7 protein-coding genes and 4 pseudogenes are annotated in these 13,104 nt (G+C 59.0%); 6 read left to right on the forward strand and 5 right to left on the reverse strand.

What is annotated here, in order from left to right:
• Positions 1-39: 39 nt before the first annotated feature.
• The 3 genes and pseudogenes from CK222_RS27005 to CK222_RS27015 all read left to right on the forward strand — a co-directional run.
• Positions 40-182: pseudogene (locus tag CK222_RS27005) on the forward strand (transposase domain-containing protein); the annotation flags it as partial.
• A 457-nt stretch (positions 183-639) separates the two neighbouring features.
• A complete protein-coding gene (locus tag CK222_RS27010) occupies positions 640-1,947 on the forward strand; it encodes a serine hydrolase (protein ID WP_095802477.1) in 1,308 nt (435 codons plus the stop codon).
• A 770-nt stretch (positions 1,948-2,717) separates the two neighbouring features.
• A pseudogene (locus tag CK222_RS27015) lies at positions 2,718-3,063 on the forward strand (transposase); the annotation flags it as partial.
• A gap of 177 nt (positions 3,064-3,240) precedes the next feature.
• Here CK222_RS27015 and CK222_RS33470 read toward each other — a convergent pair.
• The 3 genes from CK222_RS33470 to CK222_RS27030 all read right to left on the reverse strand — a co-directional run bounded on the left by CK222_RS33470 (position 3,241) and on the right by CK222_RS27030 (position 7,260).
• Positions 3,241-3,375, reverse strand: a complete 135-nt coding sequence (locus CK222_RS33470) for a hypothetical protein (RefSeq protein ID WP_280951795.1) — start codon at positions 3,373-3,375, stop codon at positions 3,241-3,243.
• A gap of 107 nt (positions 3,376-3,482) precedes the next feature.
• A complete protein-coding gene (locus tag CK222_RS27020) occupies positions 3,483-5,225 on the reverse strand; it encodes a CocE/NonD family hydrolase (RefSeq protein WP_095802495.1) in 1,743 nt (580 codons plus the stop codon).
• A gap of 445 nt (positions 5,226-5,670) precedes the next feature.
• Positions 5,671-7,260, reverse strand: a complete 1,590-nt coding sequence (locus CK222_RS27030; protein WP_095802479.1) for an ABC transporter substrate-binding protein — start codon at positions 7,258-7,260, stop codon at positions 5,671-5,673.
• Between the two features lie 223 nt (positions 7,261-7,483).
• Between CK222_RS27030 and CK222_RS27035 the strand changes: the two genes are divergently transcribed.
• The 3 genes from CK222_RS27035 to CK222_RS27045 all read left to right on the forward strand — a co-directional run bounded on the left by CK222_RS27035 (position 7,484) and on the right by CK222_RS27045 (position 10,754).
• Positions 7,484-8,542, forward strand: coding sequence for a hypothetical protein (locus CK222_RS27035; protein WP_141247135.1), 1,059 nt, complete (start codon positions 7,484-7,486; stop codon positions 8,540-8,542).
• Entirely contained in the window at positions 8,539-8,970 is a 432-nt protein-coding gene (locus CK222_RS27040; protein ID WP_095802481.1) for a hypothetical protein, read from the forward strand. Before CK222_RS27035 ends, CK222_RS27040 begins: the two co-directional genes overlap by 4 nt.
• 503 nt (positions 8,971-9,473) lie before the next feature.
• Positions 9,474-10,754 (forward strand): FAD-binding oxidoreductase, encoded by a 1,281-nt coding sequence (locus CK222_RS27045; protein ID WP_095802482.1) that lies wholly within the window; start codon positions 9,474-9,476, stop codon positions 10,752-10,754.
• Positions 10,755-11,134: 380 nt separating this feature from the next.
• On the opposite strand, the pseudogene nadA reads toward CK222_RS27045, so the two are convergent.
• Positions 11,135-11,598 (reverse strand): annotated as a pseudogene (nadA, locus tag CK222_RS33120) (quinolinate synthase NadA); the annotation flags it as partial.
• A 131-nt stretch (positions 11,599-11,729) separates the two neighbouring features.
• A pseudogene (locus tag CK222_RS27055) lies at positions 11,730-12,371 on the reverse strand (MFS transporter); the annotation flags it as partial.
• Between the last annotated feature and the right edge of the window lie 733 nt (positions 12,372-13,104).

Below are 13,104 nucleotides of genomic sequence, written 5' to 3' on the forward strand. Positions count from 1 at the left end.
AAAACTTGCTCACTCGGCATAGTTCGGCGGTCGGCATAAACCTGCAAGCTCAATGGTGTCGACCCGCTCGGCTATCTCGCCGATGTCCTCACCAGGATCGTCAACGGCCACCCAACAGCCAGATCGACGATCTCCTGCCTTGGGTCTACATCAACAAGCTCGAGCTCAAGGCCGTGGCCTGAGAACACCGCTTACAATTCATCCGGGGCTGGTCCTCTCTTACTGCGGGCGTGGGCGGTTGCTGGCAACAAAGCGCGAACCTTGCCACTGCCTGCTTCTCGCCTTATGCGCGGCGATGGCTATGCCGGCGACCGGGCTGCGCCTTTCCTCGCGCCGTCAGGGCTCGGTACTTGCTTGTCAGTCGCGATTGGGCATTCCAGGCGATCTCCCTGAACGTCGGTTCGGGCGAAAGAAAGTGCCAATGACTAGTTAGAGAGCGAGCAAGTTTAAAACAAGCCGGCTCGTATACATCAAAAGTGTCTTGGCCGCTTGACCTCTGCAAGACGAGTCAAACTGACAGGCAGCAAGAAAACGCCGATTTCCTGCGTTGCCGAGACGTAGCGCGTGCGAAGCAGTCCGTCGACCCTGCTATGAACGAGATAGCTCCATTTAGGATACACATTCGGGAGGAACATTTCGATGTCGCAGGAATTCGATGATCGCAGCCGCCGCGGTGCCGGCAAGTCATTGCAGTCCGAACCCCAGTCGTGGCAGCTCGATCCGAGGTTAGGCGCACCCATGATCCCGGCGGATGAGTGGTCCTATTGGCCTTACAGCAGATGGACATTTTCACACGTAAGCGAATATACGCGAACCGCGAAGGTTTGGCGGGGGCCAGGACCGGTTCTGCCCCTTCCTTACCGGCTTAGGGACATCGGGCACATCGAGATTGCGTCTAGAGACGGCCGGCACGCCACCATCCGCGAATATCTCGAGAGCGACTATACTGACGGGTTTCTGGTTCTGCATCGCGGCGAGATCGTGTTCGAAACGTATATGAATGGCATGGAGCCGCACTCGAAGCACATTGCCAGATCGGGTTCGAAGTCCATCACGGGGACGGTGTTTGGGATCCTTGTACACCAGGGGCTTATCGATCCTGAAAGTCTGGTAACACGGTATTTGCCGGAACTTGAAGCGACCGCCTATCGCGGCGCCATTGTGCAGCACCTGCTGGACATGACTGCTGGTGCGACGATGAAGGGGTCATGGTACGTGCCACATACCGATTACTTCAACTACGGCGTAGCATCAGGGTATTTCGGCCCCGCCGAGGCACATCCTGACGCTCCAGCAGACGTGTGGCAAGCCATTCTGCGGATAACCGAGCAGGAGGCGCCGCACGGCACACGGTTCGCGTATTTTGACCCCCACATTGACCTGCTGGGGCTCATCATGCAGCGCGTAACCGGCAAGTTTCTTCCGGAGCTGTACAGTAGTGAATTGTGGGGGCCGATGGGGGCGGAGGAAGACGCCTGCCAAATCGTGGACAAATCCCGTTTCGCCATGTCGTCCGGAGGGTTCCAGGCCACACTTCGTGACTTTGCACGCTTCGCGCTTCTGCATCTGCGCCGCGGCAGACTGAACGGCAGGCAGATCGTCCCATCTCAATGGATCGAGACGACACGACGCCCTAACCCGCTTCTCTTTGAGTTGTTCGGACATCCGAGCGTATCTGAGAGGTCAGAGTTGCCAAACGGTGCTTATCACAATACGTTCTGGATCGAGGACCGAGAGAGAGGCGCCTTTATTGCATGGGGATATGGTGGCCAAATAATCTATATTGATCCGGAGGCGGACTTCGCGGTGGTGAAACTCTCCCATCAACCTAGCCAATTACCTGTGAAACGGGCGCAGTGGCCCGACCACGTATACAATGTCAGCAAACCCCTTCAGTTTGATTCATTTGCGGCGTTCCGCGCCATCCGAGATGAATTGGAGAGCTAAGAACTGCGACGGGCATGCGCGGCTCTCCGCGGCGACGGATAAGTCGATCGCGGGATCCTGCCGCGTGACCGATCGGCACACCCGGGTCATCAGCGAGGCGGGAGTGGTATCTGAGAGTACTCTCCGATGGGGTTCGTTTTGGTCAAGATGCTCCTGTGCCAGCTCATTCCGCGGGTCACTGTCTTCTCTTTGCGGGTCGGCGCTCGGGCCTCCGCATGATGGGATAAGGTGAGCCAGGCGTCCCAATCTATTTCACGACTTTGCGAACGCTGGTTCGGCGAAGCGAAATGGCTTTTTAGACGCCGGGCTGGCCGAAGAGAAGCAGGTTCGCCCCTTCTGCAGCCAGCTGTCGCTAGCGGTGATTGCCATCACTACCTGGGCAAAGAACCGGCTGCAGGAGCTGCTGCCCCAGGATTGGCGGCCCGCTCAGGCGCTCTACAAGGGCGCGCGAAACAGCTCCTCGAGCGCCGAAGTCCCTCATCCGTTAGCAGTCTCTCAGTTTGGACCCCACCAGCAACTGGTTCCCGCCCTGCCATCGTATCCGACACTAGATCTCAAGTTCCTCGTTCGCTCGCTTTGACTGCAACATGAACACAGGCGGTACAGCTGGGACGAAAGGGAAGGGAAAGTCGCGCACAACGCCGTGCACCAGTGCGTAGAGCTCAGTCCTACGTACTACTTGCGGCCCGACTCGTGCCACGAGGGTGGACTGCCCCTGAAAAGTGGTCCTCCCTGAGGTATGGCTTGCGAGCCGATGGAGGACTGAGGAAATGGCCAGAAAGAGACACAGTGCGGAAGAGATCGTCACGAAGCTGCGACAGGTTGACGTGCTGAGTTCGCAGGCAAATCGATCGCCGAAGCGATCCGATCAATAGGCGTGACGGAAGTAACGTATTACCGTTGGCGGTCCGAATACGGCGGTCTGAAGGGCGATCAGGTTAAGCGGCTTAAGGAGCTCGAGACGGAGAACTCGCGGCTTCGGCGCGCCGTCTCCGATCTGACCCTGGACAAGATGATCCTGGCGGAAGCTGCGCGGGGAAACTTCTAAGCCCCGCACGCCGCTGTGTCTGCGTGGATCATGTTGTTGCTGAACTTGGCGTTCCCGAACGACGGGCGTACAAACCGCCCGCGCCGCAAGCAATCCTGGGGCCGGCTGCGCAACCCGGACCAGCTTCGCCGGCCACCCCGGCCATAGCGCCTAGACCCGTCATGCACTAACATTAAACTCGGATCACCTGACGGGGGCAGGCCAAGGGCCCGCTGCGGGTCGGGAGTCGGGCCCGACGGACGGCGTCATCGACGGCCAATCGGCCAAACCCCGAAAGCGGCGGAATCCGGAATTCGTGACTTCACGAGGAGAAGAAGGTCAAGGGCCGCAAGCGACACATCGCCCAACACGATCGCCTGATTGTCGGTCTCGTAGTCCATGCCGCCGACACCCAGAATTAATTGAGATGGCGCACCGGCTTTCCTCAATTTGCATCATAAAACGCTGGCCACGTCTGCGCCATTGCCTGTAGGCGCTGCGCTGAAGCTCAACGAGTCGGCAGTCCGCCGGGCTCAAATTCAGTCTCTTTTCGGGAAGGTTTAGCTCGCTGTATGCCACGTTCGGGCGCAGGCGCTCGGGCCTTTGCCCCGGGTATAATGGGCAAGACGATGCTAGAGGGGTACTTCTCCGAGTGATGGACCCTGTTAATTGATGCGGAACCAATTGGAAAGCTGCCGATGGATTGCTTGATGATAGGGTTGGGAGCACCAATGGTTAGCTCAAGGCTGTGCCCTTCTCGGACTACATGACCGATTGGCGAGATCGACGTTCTTATCTCATATATTTTACCCGGCATGAGTTTTTCGCGTTCGCGGAATAGATGAACGATTTCGTCCGAAGAGGTCCGCTGTTCATCGATAGCGCGAAGCGACGCGCGCAGCTGGCCTGACTGGAGGAAGAGTACGTTGCCGTCAGGGCCGACGTCCTTCAATGTTAGTTCTATGTCTGTGTCATCCCCGTCGTCAATGCTGAGGTAGAGGGTCACTTGCGGGCCTCCAAGTAGCGTCATATCCGAGGCGGCCACGTCCGTCCGGTAGTTCAACACGCCTTGCTGATATGGCTTTGCCGCGAATTGCTCGTTGGTTCCGTAGAGCTCTGCCCCAGTGGGATATAGATAGGCGCGCGAGCCCCCATCGGGGCTAGAGCCGGGTTCATCAGCCGATATCCTGGCATCGGCCGTGAGATAGTAGAGGCGACGCTCGACCGCCGGTTCTGGCCAAGCCATGTGATGTGTAGCCCAACCCGCAACCTGCTTGTTGGGATCTCCTTCGGGCTCCCAAGCTTCCCAGTACACAGTTACTGGAGGTTCGTTTTCAATTCCATTCCTAACGCCCTTGACCCACCGGTCGAGGAATTTCATCCGTGCTTCGTCCACGAGCTTAGGAGATTGTGGCCCAAGTGCTCCGGTTCCTATGTGATCACCGTCCATTAGGAGAAGCTTCTTGTGCTCCACTTTCGGCATCAACTGACTAAATATGCGAGCGCTTTCCCTCACGGCATAGCGGTCCTGCCACGCACCAATAAGCATAGTGGGTACTCGAATCTTGCCGACCACCTCTTTGCGCGCCAAATAGATCGAATCCCACCATTCATCGTTTAGCGGATGGTTTCGAATCTTGTCGTAGAACGAATATTTGACCACCTGCCGGTCGCTCCCGCAAATCGCAGAACACTCAGTATCGCCTGCTTTGATCCGGTCACTCACTCCGCTGGCCTGATCGACGAACTGGCTGGTAAAAGCCCATTTTAAGCAATAGAGTTGTAGCATTCCGCCCTGGTAAATCCACTCATAGGCATCGAACATGCCGGCCGCTACGATGGCCCTCAAATGAGGCGGTTGTTCTGCCGCGACCCACATTTGAACCGAGGCCGCAGATGAATTGCCGACCATTCCAATATTGCCGTTGCTCCAGGGCTGCATAGCAATCCATTCGACAACTTCGGCACCATATATTCCCTCTTTCCGGTCGTACGATGTTTCGAGGGTACCTTCCGAACAACCTGTCGCAGGGAAGTTGGCCCCCACGAAAGCATAGCCGGCATCTAGAAACGGCTTCGCAACCTCAAAACGAGTTGCACTTGCGTTATATGGATCATAGAGGAAAATGGTCGGATGGTGGCCTGACTTGGGGCGGTAAGAGATGTATGCGATGCGTATTCCGTCTTGCATAGTTACGTAGCCGATGTCGCGCTCGACATCACGTTCAGTATAATGGGCATCAAGTGCCATTTGCGGATCCTTCTTAATGCCATTTTCATTGCTTAGTCGCGGCATTGGACAGCATGTAAAGCCGGACAGACGTTAGGTTTTCGGTTGGCTATCTCGATAATGTCCGGAAGGCAGATTGACTTCCGGCGCGTCCAGAACAAGATTTACGCCGATACAACGTTGAAGCCTCTACCGGCAGCCCCTAGGAGGTTGGTTGCCCCGCGAGGCTCATCGTTCATAGCGGCACTCTCCTTTTTTATCTTCGAATTTGCCAGCCTGCGGCTCTGGGCGGGCGATCGGACACTCAGGGCCCCTGTCATATAGCAGCGTCGATGGACCACTGCGTCCCATCTCCCGGAAAGAGTTGGGTGCCCGCGAAAATCCGAACGGACACGGCGAAGAAGAGCAGAATCGCGCGTCGCGCTGGGCAACCAGCCTCAGAACGGGTGGTTCATAAGCACTCCGTTCACGCTTCGAGCCAGCATTGCACCAATGCGTAGTCGTTGCCCAATTCTCGCATTGAGCTCTTCACGAACCCCTTCACGCCTGGCCCTGTCGCGTCGATGTGCTGGTTGAACGTCGGGGCGATCGTCCCGCCCTGGTCCCGAACGATGATGGCCATTTCGCGATAGAGGTTCTTGCGCTTGTCCTGGTCGAATTCGGCGCGCGCCTCGATGAGAAGCTTGTCGAACTTCTCGTTGAAAAAGTGCGTGTCGTTCCATGCCGCCGTCGACAAATAGGCGGTCGAGTACATCTGGTCCTGCGTCGGGCGACCATTCCAAGCGCCGGTCGAGAAGGGCTGCTTTAGCCAGACCTCCGACCAATAGCCGTCACTCGGCTCGCGCTTAACCTCGACGGTAATACCGGCCTTGGCGCAACTCTGCTGGTAGAGCTGGGCGGCGTCGACGGCGCCGGGGAAGGCCGAGTCGGAAGTCCTGAGCAGAATCGGACCGCTGTGACCCGACTTCTGATAATGGAACTTGGCCTTATCCGGATCGAAGGCGCGCTGCTCAATACCCTCGGGGAAGAGCTGATAGGAGGCATTGATTGGGAAGTCGTTGCCGATGGTGCCGTAGCCGCGTAGGATCTTGTCCAGCATTTCCTCGCGATCCATGGCCAGCTTCAAGGCCATTCTGAGATCGTTGTTGTCGAACGGCGCGGTGTCGCAGAACATGTTGAAGTAAGCGTAGCTCCGGCCCGCAACGTTCTGAATGGTCACGCCGGGAATATTTTTGAGCAGGTCGACGACCTTCGGCCCGAGGCTGTTGATAATGTGAACTTGGTTGCTTTGCAGGGCCGCAATACGCGCCGTGGCGTCGTTGATGACGATGATCTCGATCTGATCAGCATGGCCGAGCTTGTCGCCTTGCCAGTAATCTTTGAACTTTTCGCCGCCGTGCCGCACGCCCGGTTCGTTGACGGTCACCTTGTAGGGGCCGGCGCCGATCCCAGCGGCAGGATTGTCCTTGCCGCCATCGGGCTGGATGATCAGGTGATAATCGGTCATCAGATAGGGCAGATCAACGTTCGGCTCTTTGAGTGTGACCACGACGTCACGGCCATCGGCCTTGAGCGACTCTATGCCCTTCATGAGGCCAAGCGCGGCGGATTTCGATTTCTCGTCCGAATGGCGCTCGAGCGTTGCGACGACGTCCTGGGATGTGACTTCCTTGCCGTTGTGAAACTGAATGCCTTTGCGGATTTTCATCGTCCAGATCTTGGCATCCTTCGATGAGCCGATTTCCTCGGCAATGCGGTATTCGATGTCGCCGTCGGGGGTCATTTCCATCAGCAACTCGCCCCAACATTTGCCGAAGAGGATGGGGACCGAAGCAGGGAAGGACCCCGGGTCGAGACTGTCGGTCGCTGCACCGCCATCGACGCCAGCTTTCAGGAAGCCGCCCTTTCGCGGCGCCTGCGCCTTCGCGGCGCCGGCAAGAAGCGAGTTGGCGAAGGCAGCACTGACGCCGAGCGCCATCGCACGGCCGAGAAATTCACGTCGGCTCAGCCCGCCCGCAACAACGCGGTGGCTGAGATAGTCGAGTTCATGCGACATGGGCATTCTCTTTCCCTTGGTCCCGACGATGCGGCCATCATTTTCATGATAGTACCCGCCTCTATTCGGCCGTTTTGCGAATATTTTTCTTCTATCACGCAGGAAATCGGCGTTTTTTCCGCCCTGCACACAAAGAAGACGTGGTCAGAGAACTCCTCGCTCTACGCAACGAGACCGGTAATTTCTCTGGGGTCGAATACAGGTTGTTAGGCGCGCGTAGTCCATGAGCATCGCTTTGTCCGGGGGGAAAGCGATGGCGGTGGTATGGACGATCACGATCGAGGGCAGGAACGTGTCCGGTGACGTTTGCCGGAAGGCGGTCCGCATCGACAAGAGCTGGGAACGTCTGTTTGACGGCGACCTCGGCCTGTCGGTCGAGGACGGCAAGACCATCATGGCGGCGCTGCAGAGCGCGGTCGTGAACCATGAGGCGGAGACGTATTCCCTCTTTCGTCGGGTCTGCCCGGATTGCCACAGGTTTCGGTCGGTCAAGGACTACACGACGCGACGGATCCGGACTGTCTTTGGCATCGTGGAGGTGCGCAATCCTCGTTGGATGCTGTGTCGGGATCGTCACCCAGGCATGGTCGTTGCCTTTGCGTCGCTGCGGGAGATCTGCCCGGATCGAGCGACACCCGAGCTGATGGAACTGACGGCGCGGCTGGGGAGCATGATGCCGTACCGGCAGGCTGCCAGAATGCTTGCCGAATTCCTGCCCGTTGAGCCGACCGAGACGCATGCCACCGTGCGCAAGCGAACCATCAGGATCGGCGAACGGCTCGACGATCAGGTTGCTGAGGAAGAATTACACGCAAGGGCGCAAACGGACGAACGGCGCCAGCTTGAAATGCAGCTTCCCGGCGATCGACGCAAGGAGTTCGTCATCAGCATCGATACTGCGCATGTTCGCAGCGCCGATTCCAATTCAGCGCGCAACTTCGAGCTCGTTGTGGCCCGATGCGGCCGCGGCGGGCGGGGCGAAGACGGCGGTCGCTATTTCGTGACCAGCAACACCGACCAACGGGCAATCCGGGATCGCGCCCTTCATGCTCTTCGGGAAGTAGGCTACTGCGGCTTTGGCGATGTGACGGTGATTTCGGACGGTGCCGAAATCCTGAAGCGGCTACCCCGCGCAATGCCTAAGCCGACGGCCCACATTATCGACTGGTTCCACATCGCCATGAAGGTCCAGCCGATGCAGCAGATCGCCGATCAAATGGCTCGATCCCGATCGGTCTCTCTGAAGCGCTTCCCGCAATCGACCGTGACATCAGAGCGGTGAAGTGGCGCCTGTGGCATGGGCGGGTCGATCGCGCGATCACCGATCTGGAGCAACTCTTGGAGAGGGTGAAGGCTTGGCAAGGAGGCAGCGAGTTCTCCATCGCCCGACTTCAAAGCCTCGGCTTGCAGCTCCTAAGCTATGTCCGTTCGAACCGCGGCGCGATCGTCAACTATGGCAAGCGCTACCAAGCCGGGCTTCGCGTCGCAACGACTCTGGCTGAATCGGCGGTGAATTCACTTGTCGGCAAGCGGATGGTCAAGAAACAGCAGATGCGGTGGTCGCTCCACGGTGCTCACATGCTCATGCAGGTCAGGACGGCAGATCTCAACGGGGAGCTTCGCAATCGATTGCGGGCGCCCTTCCGACAGCCAGAGTCGAAGGTGCCACCACTATTCAAGCCCAAGCCGCCTCTCCTGCGCGCCGCCTAACCCCAGAGAAGTTACCGGTCTCCAAATCTGGGCGCCACCTTTCACCGCTTTTACGCATGTCCCAACGCGCAACGCCGATCGCCTGCGTGAATAGGTGACAATTCGCGGAAATCGGACACTTAGATGCGCTACAGTGGCCAAGGGCGCTGAGAGCGGTCCGATGTCTTATTGTGTAAGCTACCTGATGCGGGTGATTCAGAATTTTCGCAAGGATTCGCAACTTCGCCTTCTGCCCGGCAGCGAGCTCAGTCTCCTGCCGGGCATCGTGAGTGTCTGCGCGCGCAACGTCGGGCCTTCAACCGGTACCGGCGTTTGCGACCTCATAACGTAAAAGTCTCCTCTCGTAGCTGCCGTACGCCCGCCAAGTGTTCGTCGACCCTACGTACCGCCGTTTTGTAAACGGCTTGCAAAATAGGGGCTGGCCCTTTGACCAACCGTCGAGAGCTTGTTGTGCGTTGCTGCTAGGGGGGACTTTGAAGATGAAGGGGTGGGAGCGGAAAGAAATGCTGAACAATCGACGGTCGCATGGCCTTTGGGAGCGGACAGCTCCGCCGCCACCTGCAACAGAGAAGCTGGGGGGCGAGCTCGCCGCCGATGTCGCGATCGCCGGCGCCGGCTACACCGGGCTGTCCACTGCGCTGCACCTTGCCGAGCGGGGCCTGAACGCTGTCGTGATCGAGGCAGCCGAGATTGGTTTTGGCGCCGCCGGACGTAGCACCGGGTTGGTGAATGCGGGCCTCTGGGTGATGCCCTCGGCGCTCAAGGAGACGCTCGGTCCCCTCTATGGCGATCGTTTGCTTAATTTACTGCGCGATTCTCCACGCACCGTCTTCGAGATCGTCGACAAGCACAACTTGCAGTGCGAGTTGAAGCGGGCCGGAACGATCCATTGTGGAGCCGATAAGAAGGGCGTTGCCGAGATCGCGGAGCGAGCGCGGCAGTGGCAGGCGCTCGGCGCCCCAGTGCACATGCTTGATGCCGGGGAGACCCGTGACAAGACAGGCACCTCGGCCTTCCCCGCAGGTCTGCTCGACCTGCGTGCCGGGACCATCCAGCCGCTCGCCTATGTGCGCGGCCTCGCTGGCGCGGCGATTGCGGCCGGCGCGGCCGTCTTCACGGCGAGCCCAGTCGAGCACATCGTGCGCGAGGGCGGGGTCTGGCGGCTCGCCACACAAGGAGGAAGCGTCCGGGCCAAGTGGGTAGTTCTTTCGACCGACGCCTACACGTCGGGCATCCTCCCCGAGCTGCGCGGCGAGCAAGTGGTGTTGCCCTTTTTCCATGTCGCGACTGCGCCGCTCAGCCACAGAATTCGCCGCACGATCCTGCCCGAGGGGCACGGCGCGTGGGACACCCGCACCGTGCTGACCGCCTTTCGCACAGACAATGCCGGCCGCCTCATCGTCGGCAGCGTCGGCGCGCTCCGCGGAACCGGAACCGTTATCCATCGCAACTGGGCGCAGCGGCGCATCCAGGCGCTCTTTCCGCAAATCGGTAAGGTCGAACTGGAGCATGAGTGGTACGGTCGGATCGGCATGACGAACGACCATCTGCCCCGCCTTCACCTGCCAGCGGAAAATATGATTGCGCTCACGGGTTTCAATGGACGAGGCATCGCGCCTGGCACAGTGTTCGGCCGCGAGCTCGCCCGCCATATCAGCGGCGAGCTGCCGCTCGATGGGATGTTCCTGCCCGTATCTTCGGCGCAGAACGCCTCCTTCCGGGCCATCAGAGAAGGCTACTATGAGCTCGGCGCGCAAATCGCCCATTTGCCGCCGGCGTGCTGATCCGCGTCGTGGGAGCGCACAAGCTTCGCACCCTCGGCAGGCGCCACCACGGGATTATTGCAATTCCAGCCGTCGCCAGCCCATCCCGCTCCTGGCCTTCTGAGAAGACATTTCGCAGAGCAAGCAGCCGAATGACCGGTGGCATTTCCAAGTCCAGTTAATCGCGCCGTCGGTCGGGCGCTTCTCGACAAAAAAGGCTGATCTTGCGTTATCGCGGGACGCTGTCGGATTTCCACGAAGTTGGCATCACGAGAAATGCCGCTCAATAGGATCGATACCGCCATTCTAGGCCACGAACGAACCCGCTCGCCCCCAGCTTCGTCGCATTGCCCACGCGGGGCGTGGTGCTCGCGACCGTAAACCGACTTCAGGATGCTGGACGCGCTGTTGTCGCTCATCGAACATTCCGCCATCAGCACCACACGTGCCAGCCAGTCTATGCCGCGCGACAAAGTAGGACATCGCTGCTGTCGAGCCGGCGAAGTCGGCCTCCACGACCGAATGGCGAGCACGATGATCCCCGGATGCGCTTCGCGCAGCTCGCAAAGCGTTTATGGACCTCGCAGCGTTCCTTCCCGGTGATAATCTCAATTCTCGTTTGAGCAGAAATGTTCTTCGCCAGATATTCGTCGGGCAGCCGCGCGGCTCGCCAAGGGAGGTGTTGACGTGGGTGGCGACCGGAACGTTCTGGCGTCTGATCCTTGTGCGCCAGGATAACCCCGTTGCGCTCGCTTCAGCGCCAGGATGGCGTCGATGTGTTTGGCAAAAGCCGGCCATTCGATTGGCGGGATCACTCGTCGGACAGATCATAGAGAGGCGCGGCCGTAGGTAACGCACCGACCATCCACCGCCTCCCATGGGCAAATCCTGATCGAACTGCTTGCCTGTTCGTTGATTTCAACCCCAAATGCGCAAATCGTCGGGCCATACCAAGCGAGGGCCGCTTCAGCCGCATTCGCGGCCAGTGTTGTAGCCTTATAACCTTGGAGCGCGAACAATAATTGTCGAGGCACCGCTGCGCGCTGCGTCTGTTTCGCTCGATCGAAAGCACTGTGCGTGGAGGGTGTTCTCCATGATCCAGGGCGCTGGGCGACTTCCTTGTCTGCTACGCGAGCCGATGATTGAGTCGAAGAAAGTCGGTCCAAGTCGGCGTGCGGAGCGTCTCTGTCCAAGTGAAGACGGTGAAGGTTGCGCTGCAGCGTCCAATTGCGTGTACCAGCACGGCTAAATGCGTGTCGCTTTGCGCGCATGCTACCAAGAAGGGTGTCAATGTCCTCCTCAGATACCGAATAGCCCGTCCTGGCAACGATTGGCCTACTCCTGGGCTTTAAATCCCGTGCTAGCTCCGGTGCTCGAAATTCCGAACTTTCCAGATCGGAATCTTCCTATGGGCGTACCGGCAGAAGTATCCCCACCGCGGCAACCAACAACAGAGCGCACGCTGCCCCAATAGCGCCCAGGTCAAGGAGTAGTTCTTGGCAACGGCGCTTCAGATCCACTACCGGCCGCGATACCGCCGTAAGTCAAGGCGAAGTAGGTCGAGAGCGTGCGACCGACAACCCATCTGGGAGTAGCCAACTGGACCCAGACGTCGGTCCCAGTCCAGGTGATCAGCCAGATATCCAGATCGATCGAAACACTTGATTGCGAAGCGGCGAGAGTGGGACGACGAGAAGCTTCGTGCTGCATAACCTGTTTACCTCCAGTGACGCGGCGCATCCTCGTCGTCTCCATGACCAGTCCTGGGGCCATGCTCGGCAATTCCCGCGTGCGGCTAAGCCCGGGCAAAGACGCTGGGAGCCGATGAATGCTTTTCAGAAGGGACAACTGGCAGCGCTGTTTGCGCTCACTTTGGGACCCCGGCCATTGAAGGTAATTCAGTACCATATCGCAGAGATACAACGCGACGATATCTCGTTCATCGTCGCGAAGCGAAGCTTATGCGTGCACCTGTTTTAGTTTCCAATGCGCGCGCAGGCTTTAAGCGCGATGGCGATACAGGCAAGCCATCCCCGCAAAAAGGTCATCAGGTTCCGTCGTGATCTCAAGGGCGCTCGAAATGCGCCGGGCCTGCGGGGGATGCCAGCCGCTGGCCCGGAGCGGGCGGGCAGAACCGGTGTATCTCGTCGAGATCACTGCGCGAAATCTCGCCGCTTTTCTGCATAGGTCAGGTTAAAGACGCCGCTCTTCTGCGCAGATACGCGAGGAATGGCGCGAATAGGTCAACCAGATCCGCTACAGTCACCATGTGCACCGCTCGCTATTTGATGCGCTCGATGCGGGTGATCCAGACCTTTTTTAAAAAGGATTCGCAGCTACGCCTCCTCCCAAGGCGCGCCGGCCCGGCAGC

This window comes from Mesorhizobium sp. WSM3866 (assembly GCF_002294795.1).
Classification (GTDB): domain Bacteria; phylum Pseudomonadota; class Alphaproteobacteria; order Rhizobiales; family Rhizobiaceae; genus Mesorhizobium.

What these genes read in the sequence shown, in the direction of transcription:
- CK222_RS27035 (WP_141247135.1), top strand. Translation starts at nt 7,484, where the DNA reads ATGAGCATCGCTTTGTCCGGGGGGAAAGCGATGGCGGTGGTATGGACG.
- CK222_RS33470 (WP_280951795.1), bottom strand. Translation starts at nt 3,375, where the DNA reads ATGGACTACGAGACCGACAATCAGGCGATCGTGTTGGGCGATGTGTCG.
- CK222_RS27030 (WP_095802479.1), bottom strand. Translation starts at nt 7,260, where the DNA reads ATGTCGCATGAACTCGACTATCTCAGCCACCGCGTTGTTGCGGGCGGG.
- CK222_RS27045 (WP_095802482.1), top strand. Translation starts at nt 9,474, where the DNA reads ATGCTGAACAATCGACGGTCGCATGGCCTTTGGGAGCGGACAGCTCCG.
- CK222_RS27010 (WP_095802477.1), top strand. Translation starts at nt 640, where the DNA reads ATGTCGCAGGAATTCGATGATCGCAGCCGCCGCGGTGCCGGCAAGTCA.
- CK222_RS27020 (WP_095802495.1), bottom strand. Translation starts at nt 5,225, where the DNA reads ATGGCACTTGATGCCCATTATACTGAACGTGATGTCGAGCGCGACATC.